A 13,984-nucleotide genomic window follows, 5' to 3' on the forward strand; every position below is an offset into this window, starting at 1 on the left:
ACCCTAAACCGTCAGGTCGATCTGCTGCAGCGTGCCGGCCTTGCCTTCTTCAAGCATAAAAACACCGCTTGATCTGATCTGGCCTTGAAGGGCGTTATTGTCATCCTTGAGGTCAAATGGTGTTTCAACTCGGGCAAGACTCAGTGCCCCAACATTGGACTGTTTGAGCGTCGACAGTTTATCCTTGCCGGAAATATCCCGGGTCCATATTCGCAACTGATCAAAGGCGGCGTCGTTTTCGTCGATCCAGCCATTGTGATCGGCATCGAATGCCGCCAATTCGGCAAAGCCGTTTCCGCTTCCGGGTCCGAATAGCTCGGAACCGTTATTGATTTTGCCGTCGCTGTTGCGGTCAAGCGCAAGAAAACCACTGCCACCGGTCACAAAGTTGATATCTTCGCTGTTTCCGTCGGAATTGAGGTCAAACTTGAAGTGCTGACTGTTCAGTTGGGCGGCTGTGCTGCTGAAGTTGAGAACAAGTGGGTCCTGCTTTTTCCGGGCATCTCCAAGCCGGATGCTGACATCGGACTGCTCATGGTAGCTGCGCGCCATCAAGAGCGAAACGTTAAAATTGATCTCCTTGCCATCCTCCGTACGAATAACTCCAGCCGCTGCGAAGCTCGTCTTCTCGTTTTCGGTGTAGGACTCGTGGCGATCATTTTCGACGCCGTAACCGGTCACTTGCTGCGTTGCCTGGGCCTGATTTGACTGATTTGACGGGTTCGGATCCTGTACTGCGGGTGCCGGGGAATCCACCTGCAGTTCTCTGGCGTCAAAAACCCTGACTTCGCGGCCGGTCAGCATGGCCACCATGGCGAGGATCAGGCGCAGCATCGGGTCATTTTCAGCAGCGTCAACGCTGTCCTGAATGGCGTTGGCTTCACTCGACTGTGCGCTTTTGCCGGCGTCAGAGAGTTGAACGCGATCAAAGGCTGGCAGGTGCGCGCGCCGGTTGCCTTCAAAATCGGGGCGGTGATCGCCGACCCAGGTGCGAAGCGACTCGCGGATTTCGTGCTGTTGCAGTTTGTTGTGGCTCGATTCCATCTGCAGTGCGGAACTGGCGATTTTCATGGCGACCTCATTCGACTTGCGTTAACCCCTTGAACAGGGTTAACGGCTGTGGAAGACGATCACTTGAGCACTGTTTACGGCTACTGCTTCGCACCAAGCGCTTTCGCGCGCAGGGCACTGATCTCGAGCGCGGTCGGGTCGGGCGTGTTCCGGGTCGGCCAGCCTTGCAGATGTGTGGCGGCCAGATTGGCCAGTGCGTGAATCCACTCATCGCGCTCGTTCAGGCACGGAATGTAGTGGTAGTCCATGCCACCAGCCTGGATGAACTCGGATTTGCCTTCGATGGCGATTTCTTCGAGGGTTTCAAGGCAGTCGGCAGGAAACCCCGGGCAGATGACGTCGATCCGCTGTACGCCCTGGCTGCCGAGAGCCGCCAGCGTTGGTGCCGTATAAGGCTGCAGCCATTCGGCGCGACCGAAGCGCGACTGAAAGCAGATCTGGTACTCGTCGGCGCCGAGACTAAGGGCTTCGGCCAGCAGACGACCCGTTTTATGGCACTCACAGTGGTAAGGGTCGCCCTTGTCGAGCGTGTAGCGCGGTACCCCATGAAAGCTCATGATCAGCCGGTAGGACGTGGTCGGATGACCATTGGTCATCCAGTGCTGGCGAACGCTGCCGGCCAGTGCCTCGATGTAGCCCGGGTCGTCGGCAAAACTCCTGATCGTCCGGATTTCGGGCTGATTCCGGATTGAAGCGGCCCAGGCACTGGCCGCATCAAAGGCAGTAGCCGTCGTGCTGGAAGAATATTGCGGGTAAAGCGGGAGCAGGAGGATACGCGTGCAGCCCTCGGCCTTGAGCCGGGAGAGGGTGGTGGGTATTGACGGTTGACCGTAACGCATCGCGTAGTCGACCTGTACACGGTGTCCGCTTGCACCGAGAAAGCCGCGCAACATTTTGGCTTGTCGTTCGGTGTGCACTTTCAGCGGTGATCCATCGGGCGTCCACACCGAGGCGTACTTTTCAGCCGACTTTTTTGGCCGGACGTTCAGGATGATGCCGTTGAGTATCAGCCACCAGATGGCACGCGGAATTTCGACCACACGCGGGTCGGAGAGAAATTCCTTGAGATAGCGACGTACCGCCGGCGTGCTTGGCGCTTCCGGGGTGCCCAGATTGATCAGCAAAACGGCGGTCTTTGCCGCCGTTCCGTGACGGTAGCCGGGTTCGGGAAGATAGCGTGGCATCAGTAGTTGGCTCGGTAGGTCAGTGCGGAGGAAAGCAGTTTGGCGGTGATATCGACGATTGGAATGACGTGTTCGTAGGCCATCCGTGTCGGGCCGATGACGCCTACCGATCCGACGATCTGGCCGTCGACTGCGTAGGGCGCCGTGACGACGCTGCATTCGTCAAGCGGCGCCAGACCGGATTCGCCACCAATAAAAATCTGGATCCCGTCGGCGCGGTGCGAAATGTCGAGTAGTTGCATCAGGGCGGTGCGTTGCTCAAAAAGATCGAACAGTTCGCGCAGCCGCTTCATGTTGGACGAAAGCTCTTCCACTTCGAGCAGGTTGCGTTCACCGGAGATGACGTAATGTTCATCGGCCCGGTTCATGGCTTCGTCGCCTGCGGCCAGGGCAGCGGCCATCAAGCCTTGCAAGTCGCCGCGCAGTTTGAGCAGATCTTCCTTGACCCGGTGGCGGATCTGTTCGAAATCCTGGCCGGCAAAGTACTGATTGAGGGTATTGGTGGCGACAACAAGTTCCGCTGGCGAATAGGGACGCTCGGTGAACAGAATCCGGTTTTGTACGTCACCATCGGTGGTGACGAGTATCAGCAGGATGCGTTTATCGGACAGGCTGACGAATTCCATCTGCCTGATTCTGGGCGTCTGGCGCCGCGGAGTGAGCACGATGCCGGCAAAATGGGTGAGACCGGAGAGCAGGTGCGATGCGCTGCTGATCAGTTGCTGTGGTTGTGATGGATGAAGTTGCCCCTCCATGTCGTGGATTTTCTCCGTCGCCAGAGGTTGCATGGTGAGCAGGCTGTCGACAAAAAAACGGTAGCCCCGTGGCGTCGGAACGCGCCCGGCCGACGTGTGCGGGCTGGCAATGAAACCCAGATCTTCGAGGTCGGCCATGACGTTGCGTACGGTAGCCGCAGACAGATCGAGCCCCGAAAACCGGGATAGTGCGCGCGAACCGACGGGCTGTCCGTCCGCAATGTAGCGTTCGATCAGGGTTTTGAGCAGGGTTCTGGATCGTTCGTCGAGCATGGGATCGATTCTACAAAAAGAAAGAACGTTTAACCACGAAGAAAAATGTCTTGAAGCAAAGCTTGATTGGACCGCGAGTACGTCCATAAGCGTGAGCATTCATGCGACCCACAACGCATTGGCCTTCGCCATAACGGTATTCCGGCCAAACCGCGGCTTTTCTCGCGATTACATTCTGTCTATTGCAGTTCTGCACTTTTTTCTTGCCCTTGTTCTGCGGATTGGAGTTTCATATCGTACCTGCCATGGTTTGAGACGGCGAAAGCGATTCAAATTGTGGTTTAATTCGCTCCATGAATGATGATCCCGTTTCTTCATCCGGCGCCAGTGCGTTTTCGCCCCGAACCATTGCGCTGATCGGAAAGTACCACAGTCGCGAGATTATGGAGTCGCTCTGTCTTCTGGCGAGAAATCTTCACGAGCGTGGAATGACGGTCATCGTCGAGCAGGCGACGGCAAACCATTCCGAGGCACCCGCCGATCTGCGCAACTGGGCGATCTGCGACTTTGCGGCGATTGGCGAGCAGGCCGATCTGGCCATCGTGCTTGGCGGCGACGGAACCATGCTCAATGCAGCAAGGCAACTGGCGCGCTACGGCGTGCCGCTGGTTGGCGTTAATCAGGGTCGCCTCGGCTTCCTGACCGATATTGCGCGCTGCAACATGCTGACCTGCCTGGACGACTTGCTTGGCGGCAAGTTCACTCCGGAGAGTCGCATGCTGCTGGTCGCCGAGATATGGCGCGGCGGGCAGAGCATCGCTTCCAATCTCGCGCTTAATGACGTTGTGGTCGACAAAGGTTCCATCGGTCGCCTTATCGAGTTCGAACTGTTCGTCGATAGCGAGTTTATCTACAACCTGCGCTCGGACGGGCTGATCGCTTCAACGCCGACCGGCTCGACGGCGTATTCGCTGTCGGCTGCTGGCCCCATTCTGCATCCTCATGTTTCCGGAATTGCGCTGGTGCCGTTGTGTCCCCACTCGCTGACCAACCGGCCGATTCTGGTGGGAGACCGCAACGAAATTGAAATCCGCATCGTGCATGCGACCGATTCGCGGGTGCACTTTGACGGTCAGGTGACTTTTGATCTGAGGCCCGATGACTCGGTGCGTATCCGTCGATCGGAATTATCGATTTGCCTCCTGCATCCGCCCGGTTACAGCTATTTCGCCATGCTGCGCCAGAAGTTGCACTGGAGCGAGAAGCCGGTAGTCCACTAGAGCCCTCTGAAGTACACTCCCACGCCATGTTGCGTCGTTTGACAATTCGGGATTTCGTTCTGGTCGATCGACTGGAACTCGAGTTCAAGGCCGGCTTCGGAACCTTGACGGGGGAGACCGGGGCCGGCAAGTCGATTCTCGTTGATGCGCTGGCTTTCGCGTTGGGCGAACGCGCCGATAGCGGCCTGATCCGTAGCGGTAGCGAACGGGCCGAAGTCAGCGCCGAATTCGATCTGCAGGGCTCGCCAGCCGCCGCTGAATGGTTGTGCGCGCAGGATCTGGATGCCGCCGACGGCTTGTTGCTGCGCCGGGTAGTTGATGGCAATGGCCGTTCGCGTGCTTATCTCAACGGGTCGCCGGTTACGCTTGCACAATTGCGCGAGGTGGCCGAGTCGCTGGTCGATATTCACGGACAGCATGCCCATCAGTCCTTGCTGCGTAGCGATGCGCAGCGCGTACTGCTTGATTCGCATGCCCGGCTCAATCCCTTGCTCGATGAGGTTTCTGCGGCCTGGCGCCAGTGGCGCGAAGCCAGGGCCATGCTTGATTCGGCGGCGGGTGGTGCCGAGGCGCTGGCACAGGAGCGCGAACAGCTTGAGTGGCAGGTTCGGGAACTTGAGACCCTCGGTTTTTCGCTGGAGGAATGGGCAAGCCTGAATATCGAGCACAAGCGTCTGGCACATGCCTCCAGTCTTCTCGAAGGTGCACGCTTTTCGCTGGCTTTTCTGTCGGAAGGCGATGCCGCTTGCGAGGTGCAGGTCGATACGGTGACCCGCCGGCTCGACGGACTGGCCGAGTACGATCCGGCGCTGGCTGATGTTGCTTCCCTGCTGCATTCGGCACAGGCAGATCTTGCCGAAGCGGTTTCGGCATTGCGCCGTTACACGGATCGGGTTGATCTCGATCCGCAACGTCTGGATGAAGTTGAGCGCCGGATAGAGGCGGTGCTCGCCTGCGTGCGAAAATTTCGCTCAAGTCCGGAAGACTTGCCGGCGCTCCTTGCACGTTGGCAGGGGCGGCTGACTGTTCTGGGGGAGACGAGCGATATTGTCGGTCTGGAAAAGCGTGTTGCTGCAACACGCAAACAGTACGAGGATGCGGCCAGACGACTCTCGAAGAGCCGTGCCAAAGCCGCTGATTCGCTGGCCGTCGAAGTCAGTCGGGTCATGCAGCAACTGGCGCTGGGCGGCGGGCGCTTCGAGGTCGGACTGGTGCCCGTTGAGACTGGTACGGCTTTTGGTCTGGAGCAGGTCGAGTTCCGCATTTCCGGCTTGTCGGGAAGCGAGTCTCGCTCGCTGGCGAAGGTCGCTTCGGGCGGCGAACTGTCGCGCATCAGTCTGGCCATTCAGGTGGTGACAAGTCAGGCGGCCAGCGTTCCAACGCTGATTTTCGACGAGGTCGATGTGGGGATTGGCGGCGGGGTGGCCGAGGTTGTTGGCCGCTTGCTGCGTGAATTGGGTGCCGAACGCCAAGTTCTGTGCGTGACGCATCTGCCCCAGGTGGCGGCACGCGCCAACTGGCAATGGCAGGTTATAAAGCGTTCCGAGGACGGAATGGTGCGCAGCCGTGTCGTAATACTGGATGATGATGCACGGGTTGAAGAACTGGCCCGTATGCTCGGGGGTGTTGAAATTACGGCCATTACCCGGCAACACGCTAGAGAAATGCTGAACATATCCTGAGACAGACGGAGTAATCAGCGATTGAAAAGCAAAGGCTGATGGGCTACTCTTGCTAGCATAGCTCTCTGTTTTAAAGGCCATTTCTTCGATGATTCTGAGTCAGGCAAGTAGTTACAGCCCACCAGATTACGCTATCGGAAACCCCGCACGTTTCGACTTGCAAGCGTCGAAGCCGCTGGGTACGGGAACCCGTGCTCTCGACTCGGCGATTTATGCATCAGCACAGGCAAGTGAATTATCGCCGGCAGAACAACAACAGGTTCAACAACTCAAAGAAATAGATCGCAAGGTCCGTGCGCATGAGAAAGCGCACCTTTTGGTCGGTGCCGATCTGGTGCGTGGCGGCCCGACTTTTTCCTATACGAGCGGGCCGGACAACAAGCTATACGCGGTGGCCGGCGAAGTGTCAATTGATACCAGACCCGGTCGGACTCCGGAAGAAACCATTCCCAAGGTGGAACATATCCGCGCTACGGCCCTGGCTCCCGCTGATCCTTCTCCTGCAGATCGCCGCGTCGCCGCACAGGCCACTCGCATGGAAGGCGAGGCGCGGATTGAACTGATCGTGCAGCAACGGGAAGAAGCCGCAAAGGCAAATCAGGGCAATTCCCGTTTTTATCGGATCATCGAGCAGGGCAAAGGCATCAATGCCGAAGTGGGCGGGCGGCTGGATCTCTTTGCCTGATCCGGCTGCTAGCGGTGATCGGTCTTCCCGGATTTGTTCCGATGCGGGCATTCCGCTTTGCTGCATTCCACGTAGAGGTAAAGCGCATGCTCCTGAATGACAAAGCCGCGTCCCTTGGCGATCTTGTTCTGACGGCGTTCGATTTCCTCATCGAAAAACTCTTCAACGCGTCCACAGTCGATGCATATCAGATGGTCATGGTGCTGACCGGCCCTGATCTCGAATACCGCCTTGCCTGACTCGAAATGGTGGCGTTCAAGCAGACCCGCTTGCTCGAATTGGGTCAGTACGCGATAAACGGTCGCCAAACCGATGTCCATGTTTTCGCTGAGCAACATACGATAGACATCATCAGCACTCAGGTGGCGTACCGGGGCGTTTTCAAAAAGCTCGAGAATCTTGAGGCGGGGAAGGGTGGCTTTGAGCCCCATGCTCTTTAGATCGCTAGATTGGCTCATGACTTGGTTTGATCGGTGGAGAAAAGAGGCGCTTATTTCGGTTATGATATACCGTATGACACCACTTTAAGCCTCCCAGCTCTTTTTCTCAGCGCATTTCCGACAATTTACCAAGAAGCAACTCAAGCATGACACTTTTACGACTTGCCCTAATGGCTCTCCTGGTGCTCGCTCTTTCCGCTTGTTCTTCGGTGCCACGCATCGTCAATGAATACAAGATTGACGTTCAGCAGGGCAACGTTCTGACTCAGGATATGGTTGCCCAGCTCAGACCGGGTCAAACCAAGGATCAGGTGCGCTTTATTCTTGGCTCACCGGTACTGACCGATCTGTTCCATGCCAATCGTTGGGATTACGTCTATCGAATGCAGAAGGGGAACGGTGATGTCGAGATGAGAAAGTTCTCAACCTTTTTTGATGTCAACGGCAGACTGGCTCGCGTTAGTGGCGATGTGCTGGCCGCTCAGGCCTCGGATGCTTCTGCGGTACCGGAGACCCGGACGCGCGAGATCGACCTGGGTTCGATTGCCGAGGATAGCGTTGCACCGCCGCTTGAAGAAAAGGGTTTCTTCGGGAAAATGATGGAAAGCGTGGGTTTCTGAAATGGGTGGAATCAGGATTGCTGTCGTTGGCGCCAGCGGGCGAATGGGCCGGATGATCATTGAATCGACCTTGAAGGATGGCGAGGCCCGACTGGTGTCGGCCATCGAGCAGCCTGGCATGCCTGCGCTGGGCAAGGACGCTGGTGAACTGGTTGGAATGCCCTGTGGCGTGCCGGTAACGATTGACGTCGAGGCCGGGATCGCACAGGCCGATTGCCTGATTGACTTTACCCGCCCTGAAGGCACGCTGCAGCATCTTGCCCTCTGCCGTCGCCACAAGGTGGCCATCGTGATCGGAACAACCGGTTTTGATGAGGCAGGCAAGCAGTCGATTGCCGATGCGGCGTCCGAGATTCCAATCGTTTATGCGCCGAACATGAGCGTTGGCGTTAACGTGGTTTTCAAGTTGCTCGAAACGGCTTCGCGCATTCTTGCCGAAGGCTATGATATCGAGATTGTCGAAGCGCATCACAAACATAAGATCGATGCGCCCTCCGGAACCGCGCTTCGCATGGGCGAGGTGGTCGCCAAGGCCCTCGGGCGCGAACTGAAAAAATGCGCAGTTTATGGCCGTGAGGGGGTAACCGGCGAGCGTGACCCGTCGACCATCGGTTTCGCTACCGTGCGTGGTGGCGACATCGTCGGTGACCATACCGTCATGTATTGCGGGATCGGCGAGCGCGTCGAAATCAGCCACAAGGCAGGCAGCCGCATGCCTTATGCGTTGGGCAGTCTGCGTGCAGCACGCTTTCTTGCTGACAAACAGAGCGGTTTGTTCGATATGCAGGATGTTCTGGGTTTGCGCTGAGTTCCTTCAGCCCAACGGATAACCTGGCTTCCAGGAATGAAATCCCAGCTTCTAGCCGGCAAACTTCGCGATATTTTTGGCGGAGATGGCGAGCCGGAATTAAAGCAGTTGCTGAAGGTAGCCGCCAAGGAGCATCCGGCACTGACGCAGGGTGTTGAGCAACTTCTGAATGTAGCAGATAACCTGATAGCAAAGCTTTTCGGCGTGCATCAGCTTCAGTCCGAACTCTCCGCCGATGCTTTCTCCGACTGGAATCTCAAAAGTGCTCGTATCGATTCCGGCAAACAGTGGAAAGTACTGCTCGGCTACAATGACAATGAACTTGAAGACACGATCGACACCTGGCGGCTTATGGTGCATCCGGATGATCTTCTTGTCTTCGACGCGGCAATTGCCGACTATGTACGCGACAGGTCCCGTTTTTTTCAGGCTGAATGCCGTCTGAAAACCAAGGCGGGCCACTGGAAGTGGCTTTTCCTGAAGGGCCTGGCGGTTGCCCGTGATGCGCGCGGGGAACCCTCGCGTATTTTGTTGCTGCATCGTGATATCAAGGATTTCAGGCAGTCGGAAGCGGATGCGCTGACGGCCAGGGAGGCGGCCGAAGCCGCCAATCGGGCGCGCGGCTTTTTCATGGCCAACATGAGCCACGAGATTCGTACGCCGATGAACGGGATTATCGGCATGACCGAACTGGCGCTCGATACCCAACTCGATGCCGAGCAGCGGCATTACTTGAGGACAGTCAAGTCCTCAGCCGAGTCGCTGCTGATCATCGTGAACGACATCCTAGATTTTTCAAAGATCGAGGCCGGCAAGCTGCGCTTCGAGGAGATTCCGTTCTCGCTCGCAGATCTGGTTTTTGAAGCGGTTCGAACGCAGTCGGTAACGGCACACAAAAAAGGACTGGAAGTCATCGTTTCGCTGTCGGCGGACGTGCCTCCCCGTGTCGTCGGGGATCCAACGCGGGTTCGTCAGGTGATCTCCAACCTGGTCGGTAACGCGATCAAGTTTACCGAGCGTGGCGATATCTCGGTCGACGTTACGCTTGTTGAGCAGGCTTCTAATTCGGTACTTCTGTGCTTTGCCGTTCGCGATACGGGCATCGGCATTCCGGTTTCCCGGCAAGGAGCGATTTTTGATGCATTTTCCCAGGCGGATGATTCAACAACGAGGCGTTTTGGCGGCACCGGGTTGGGTTTGACAATCTGTTCCCATCTGATTCAGATGATGGGCGGTCGAATCTGGCTCGAAAGTGTTGAAGGAGAAGGCTCCTGTTTCTACTGTACGGCCCGCTTTGGTGTCGATTCTGCCCATGTTGTAGCACAGCCGGAACAACGTTACAGCAGTCAGCGTGCACTGCTCGTAGAAGACAACGCAGCACTTTCCGTGCAGTTGTTGGACTATCTGGCGCAAACCGGTATGCAGGCGACGCATATTGCCGAGGCACAGGAAGCACTTGCAGCAATCGAGAAGTCGCGGACACTGGGTTTCCCTTACGACTTTGTACTGATCGACGCTCAGATCACCTTGCCCGGAGGCGTGGCTTGGGCTGAGTCATGGCAGGGCAGTGATCATTCCGAGAGACTGATCATGTTGCTCAATACCGAGCAGCAACGTCAGAATTTAAAGCATCTGCGCGAACTCGGCATTGATGCCCATCTCGTAAAGCCGATTGCTCGCGAAGACTTGATTGAAGCATTGAAGCTGGCTTCCGTTGGCAAGGGTGAGCCTGAACCCATGCTCTCCCCCTTCGATTTTGCTAATCGAATTGAGTCCGCTCAATCACTCCAGCTCGATGTGCTTCTGGTCGAGGACAATCCGGTCAACCAGGAACTCGCTGAACGTCTTTTGAAAAAGCGGGGTTATCGTGTGAGCTTGGCCAATAATGGTGCAGAAGCCGTGGATTGCTTCGAGGAAAGATCCTTCGATCTCATCCTTATGGATATGCAGATGCCGGTCATGGATGGTATCGAAGCGACTGAATCGATACGATCCCGCGAAATGAGGCGCAGTTGGGTCATCTCACAGGAATACAAGCAGGTCTATATCATCGCAATGACAGCCAACGCGATGGATGGAGATCGTGAACGTTGCCAGCAGGCCGGGATGAACGACTATGTAGCCAAGCCGATCAAACCGGCTGAGCTTTACGCGGCTATCGATCGTGGTCTTGGCCGGGCTGGCGAAATTGATCCGCCAGCTTCGCGGAACGCTCCTGCGCTGACTGAGACCTCGCTCGATCTGGTTGCCGCAATGCGCGATCTGGGTGATCGCGATCTGTTGCAGACCATGGCTGGAATGCTGGTCAATGAATGGGATCAGCATCTGTCGCAGATTCAATCCGATTTGCGCGACAGGAATGCTGCGCAACTTTGTCTGGATGCGCACACCGTCAAGAGTCTGCTGGCCATTTTCCACGCTGAAGCAGCGCGCCGTATTGCGCTTGATCTTGAAGACTCCGCCAAGGCGCCTGAGGTGGTCGACTGGGAGCGTTGCACTCAGCTCAGCGAAGATCTGGTGCTGGAAATGACTCGACTCAAACCTGAAATGGAACGTTTTGTTCAAGCCGGTGTTGTCGAATCGAGCCGTATGACAATCGGCACAACACCCGTTAAGCAGAGCTAACAGCACGCAGGAGCTTTTACTGCGGTTTCCAGGGTTCAATTTGCATCGCCGTAAGCCGCATGTAATATAAAAATGCTCTCATACTGAATGCACAAGAGAGCGAATCGCTCGGGGAGTCTTGATGCGCCTGCAGGGCGAGCTGGAGCGGGACGCAGCTCTGTGGCTGCTGGGCAGCCTGTGCGGGCTGTTCCGCATCCCCTTCGATGCCTCGCTCATCGCACAAAATTACCCGCCGCCTTACACCCTGCTGACCCTGCACGAAGCCGCCCGCGCGCTGGGCATCAAGACCGGCCATCACCCCCTGGCCGGCAGCGACTGGCAAAACTGCCGTTTCCACTGATCGCCTTTGCCGCACCCGAAATGCCCGATAGTCTGGAGAGGGAGGCCGCCGCCGAATCGCCGCCCGCGGCTGCGGGCTCATCGACGAGTCTCACTGTCGTCGACGGCCAGGGACCCGCCGGCACCTCCGACGGCTCCCCCGAATCCCCCGCAACCCAGGAGCAAGCCCCCGACGCCCCAATACCCCCATTTCCCCCACTCCCCCCGCTCCGCCCCCTGCTCATCGTCAAAGCCTCGACCGACCAGCTCCTCTACTTCCGCCCCGGCCAGCAGACTCCGGAGACGATGCCGATCGCCGACGCCGCCACCCTCCTGGCGCCCGAACTGCTCCTCGTCGCCCGCGACAGCACGGCGAGCGGCGGCGAGCCGGACGACATCGCCGGCTTCACCACCGAGAAGAAAGCCTTCGGGTTTTCCTGGTTCATCCCCGAACTCCTGAAGCACAAGAGCCTGTGGCGCGACGTCCTGCTCGCCTCGCTGGCCATCCAGCTCGTCGGCCTGTCCACCCCGCTGTTCACCCAGGTCATCATCGACAAGGTCGTCGTGCACCAGTCGAGCAGCACGCTGATCGTCCTCGGTGTCGGACTGGTCATGTTCATGCTATTCACCAGCGGCATGAGCTGGCTGCGCCAGTACCTGGTGCTGCATACCGGCAACCGCATCGACGCCGTGCTCGGCAGCCAGGTGCTGCGCCACCTGCTGCGCCTGCCGCTGCCGTACTTCGAGCAACGCCCGACCGGCACCCTGGTCGCCCGCCTGCACGGCGTCGAAACGATCCGCGAGTTCGTCTCCGGCGCCGCCGTCACGCTGATCCTCGACTTCCCCTTCCTGCTCATCTTCCTGGCCGTGATGTTCGCCTACAGTTGGCAACTCTCCTTGATCGCCGTCGGCCTGCTTGGCCTGATTGCCCTGATCAGCCTGCTCGTCGCCCCGCTCTTTCGCGAGCGGCTCAACCGGCAATTCATGCTCGGCGCGCGCAACCAGTCCTTCCTCACCGAGTACGTCTGCGGCATGGCCACCGTCAAGTCGCTGCAGATGGAGCCGGACATCGAGCGCCGCTACGGCGACCTGCTCGCCCAGTACCTCGCCGCCGGCTTCTCGACCAAACAGATCGGCAACACCTACAGCGTCGTCGCCAACGCCCTCGAACCGGCGATGACGCTGTCGATCCTGATCGTCGGCGCATTGTTGGTGATGCAGAACGAGGGCTTCACCGTCGGCATGCTGGTCGCTTTCCAGATGTTCGCCAGCCGCATGAGCCAGCCGATGCTGCGCCTGGTCGGCCTGTGGCAGGAGTTCCAGCAGGCCAACGTCGCCGTCAAGCGGCTGGGGGATATTCTTGACATGCCGCAGGAGCCGCAGGCGCTGATCCCGAAACGGGAACAGACCAGCAAAGGCCACCTCAGCATCCGCAACCTGGCTTTCCGCTATGGCGACCACTTGCCCTGGCTCTACCGTAACCTGGAGATGGCCTTCAAGCCCGGCCACCTCTCGGTGCTCATGGGCCCCTCGGGCTGCGGCAAGAGCACGCTGGCCAAGCTGATGCTCGGCTTCTACCTGCCGCAGGAAGGGCAGATCGAGCTCGACGGCAAGGATATCCGCTTTCTGGCGGCCAACGAGCTGCGCAGTGTGTTCGGCGTGGTGCCGCAGGAGACGGTGCTGTTCTCGGGGACGCTCTACGAGAACCTGGTGATGGCGCACCCGCATGCCAGCTTCGACGATGTGATCGCGGCGTGCAAGGCGGCGGAGATCCACGAGGTGATCGAGAAGCTGCCGGAGGGCTATCAGACCGAGATCGGCGAGCGCGGTACCGGGCTCTCGGGCGGGCAGAAGCAGCGCATTGCCATTGCCCGGGCCTTACTGAAACGGCCGAAGATTCTGATCTTCGACGAGGCGGTCTCCAATCTTGACCAGCCGACGGCCGAACTCTTCGCCAAGACGATCAACAAGCTCAAGGGGAAGGTGACGATGCTGTTCATTACGCATCAGATCCCGAGGGGGTTACAGGTCGATGAGGTGTTTAGCATGGGTGAGGATCGGAATGCGACGAAGGTTGAGGTGGTGGGGGAGGAATCGGGGAAATGAAAATGCAGTACAGTGAAAATTGCTGGGGGGTTTGCGCCATTGGGTCTGATGGGTGGATGGAATTGAATGTGATGCTTTATTCTGCTTTTTTATTCTGCTAGGCCACGCCGAGAGTGTTCCTTTCGGGGCGAAGGCCGGTGTCCAGAATGACAACCTGCTTCTGGGTTCCGGCTTTCGCCGGGACGACGCGCCACCAC

At 58.0% G+C, this 13,984-nt stretch carries 12 protein-coding genes; 8 read left to right on the top strand and 4 right to left on the bottom strand.

The annotated features are described in order from the left end of the window. Positions 1-3: 3 nt before the first annotated feature. From JNM42_RS02685 to hrcA, 3 genes are all read right to left on the bottom strand, one after another. Positions 4-1,071 carry a VCBS repeat-containing protein gene (locus JNM42_RS02685; protein ID WP_294265747.1) on the bottom strand — a complete coding sequence of 356 codons (1,068 nt, stop codon included), beginning with the start codon at positions 1,069-1,071 and terminating at the stop codon, positions 4-6. A gap of 80 nt (positions 1,072-1,151) precedes the next feature. Further along, on the bottom strand, positions 1,152-2,255 hold the full coding sequence (gene hemH, locus JNM42_RS02690; protein ID WP_294265751.1) for a ferrochelatase: 1,104 nt from the start codon (positions 2,253-2,255) through the stop codon (positions 1,152-1,154). Continuing rightward, positions 2,255-3,283 (bottom strand): heat-inducible transcriptional repressor HrcA, encoded by a 1,029-nt coding sequence (gene hrcA / locus JNM42_RS02695; RefSeq protein WP_294265754.1) that lies wholly within the window; start codon positions 3,281-3,283, stop codon positions 2,255-2,257. The genes hemH and hrcA overlap by 1 nt, the downstream gene beginning before the upstream one ends. Before the next feature lie 293 nt (positions 3,284-3,576). Between hrcA and JNM42_RS02700 the strand changes: the two genes are divergently transcribed. The 3 genes from JNM42_RS02700 (at position 3,577) to JNM42_RS02710 (ending at position 6,870) form a co-directional block, all read left to right on the top strand. Next, entirely contained in the window at positions 3,577-4,503 is a 927-nt protein-coding gene (locus JNM42_RS02700) for an NAD kinase (protein ID WP_294265757.1), read from the top strand. Positions 4,504-4,529: 26 nt separating this feature from the next. Further along, positions 4,530-6,185 (top strand): DNA repair protein RecN, encoded by a 1,656-nt coding sequence (gene recN, locus JNM42_RS02705; protein WP_294265760.1) that lies wholly within the window; start codon positions 4,530-4,532, stop codon positions 6,183-6,185. A 157-nt stretch (positions 6,186-6,342) separates the two neighbouring features. Continuing rightward, positions 6,343-6,870, top strand: a complete 528-nt coding sequence (locus JNM42_RS02710; RefSeq protein ID WP_294265765.1) for a putative metalloprotease CJM1_0395 family protein — start codon at positions 6,343-6,345, stop codon at positions 6,868-6,870. An 8-nt stretch (positions 6,871-6,878) separates the two neighbouring features. Here the strand turns inward: JNM42_RS02710 and fur are convergent, their stop codons facing one another. Next, positions 6,879-7,328, bottom strand: coding sequence for a ferric iron uptake transcriptional regulator (gene fur, locus JNM42_RS02715; RefSeq protein ID WP_294265767.1), 450 nt, complete (start codon positions 7,326-7,328; stop codon positions 6,879-6,881). Positions 7,329-7,456: 128 nt separating this feature from the next. Between fur and bamE the strand changes: the two genes are divergently transcribed. From bamE to JNM42_RS02740, 5 genes are all read left to right on the top strand, one after another. Then, positions 7,457-7,930, top strand: coding sequence for an outer membrane protein assembly factor BamE (gene bamE, locus JNM42_RS02720; protein ID WP_294265770.1), 474 nt, complete (start codon positions 7,457-7,459; stop codon positions 7,928-7,930). A gap of 1 nt (position 7,931) precedes the next feature. Beyond that, positions 7,932-8,738 carry a 4-hydroxy-tetrahydrodipicolinate reductase gene (gene dapB / locus JNM42_RS02725; RefSeq protein ID WP_294265774.1) on the top strand — a complete coding sequence of 269 codons (807 nt, stop codon included), beginning with the start codon at positions 7,932-7,934 and terminating at the stop codon, positions 8,736-8,738. Between the two features lie 36 nt (positions 8,739-8,774). Further along, entirely contained in the window at positions 8,775-11,363 is a 2,589-nt protein-coding gene (locus JNM42_RS02730; protein WP_294265778.1) for a response regulator, read from the top strand. A gap of 121 nt (positions 11,364-11,484) precedes the next feature. Then, positions 11,485-11,703 (top strand): hypothetical protein, encoded by a 219-nt coding sequence (locus JNM42_RS02735; RefSeq protein ID WP_294265781.1) that lies wholly within the window; start codon positions 11,485-11,487, stop codon positions 11,701-11,703. Between the two features lie 284 nt (positions 11,704-11,987). Continuing rightward, positions 11,988-13,787 (top strand): peptidase domain-containing ABC transporter, encoded by a 1,800-nt coding sequence (locus JNM42_RS02740; protein WP_294265784.1) that lies wholly within the window; start codon positions 11,988-11,990, stop codon positions 13,785-13,787. Positions 13,788-13,984: the final 197 nt, after the last annotated feature.

The organism is Propionivibrio sp., from assembly GCF_016790145.1.
GTDB lineage: Bacteria > Pseudomonadota > Gammaproteobacteria > Burkholderiales > Rhodocyclaceae > Propionivibrio.

Excerpts from the sequence above, each read along its gene's own strand:
- JNM42_RS02685 (WP_294265747.1), bottom strand. The coding sequence starts at position 1,071 with ATGAAAATCGCCAGTTCCGCACTGCAGATGGAATCGAGCCACAACAAA.
- hemH (WP_294265751.1), bottom strand. The coding sequence starts at position 2,255 with ATGCCACGCTATCTTCCCGAACCCGGCTACCGTCACGGAACGGCGGCA.
- hrcA (WP_294265754.1), bottom strand. The coding sequence starts at position 3,283 with ATGCTCGACGAACGATCCAGAACCCTGCTCAAAACCCTGATCGAACGC.
- JNM42_RS02700 (WP_294265757.1), top strand. The coding sequence starts at position 3,577 with ATGAATGATGATCCCGTTTCTTCATCCGGCGCCAGTGCGTTTTCGCCC.
- recN (WP_294265760.1), top strand. The coding sequence starts at position 4,530 with ATGTTGCGTCGTTTGACAATTCGGGATTTCGTTCTGGTCGATCGACTG.
- fur (WP_294265767.1), bottom strand. The coding sequence starts at position 7,328 with ATGAGCCAATCTAGCGATCTAAAGAGCATGGGGCTCAAAGCCACCCTT.
- bamE (WP_294265770.1), top strand. The coding sequence starts at position 7,457 with ATGACACTTTTACGACTTGCCCTAATGGCTCTCCTGGTGCTCGCTCTT.
- dapB (WP_294265774.1), top strand. The coding sequence starts at position 7,932 with ATGGGTGGAATCAGGATTGCTGTCGTTGGCGCCAGCGGGCGAATGGGC.
- JNM42_RS02730 (WP_294265778.1), top strand. The coding sequence starts at position 8,775 with ATGAAATCCCAGCTTCTAGCCGGCAAACTTCGCGATATTTTTGGCGGA.
- JNM42_RS02735 (WP_294265781.1), top strand. The coding sequence starts at position 11,485 with ATGCGCCTGCAGGGCGAGCTGGAGCGGGACGCAGCTCTGTGGCTGCTG.
- JNM42_RS02740 (WP_294265784.1), top strand. The coding sequence starts at position 11,988 with ATGCCGATCGCCGACGCCGCCACCCTCCTGGCGCCCGAACTGCTCCTC.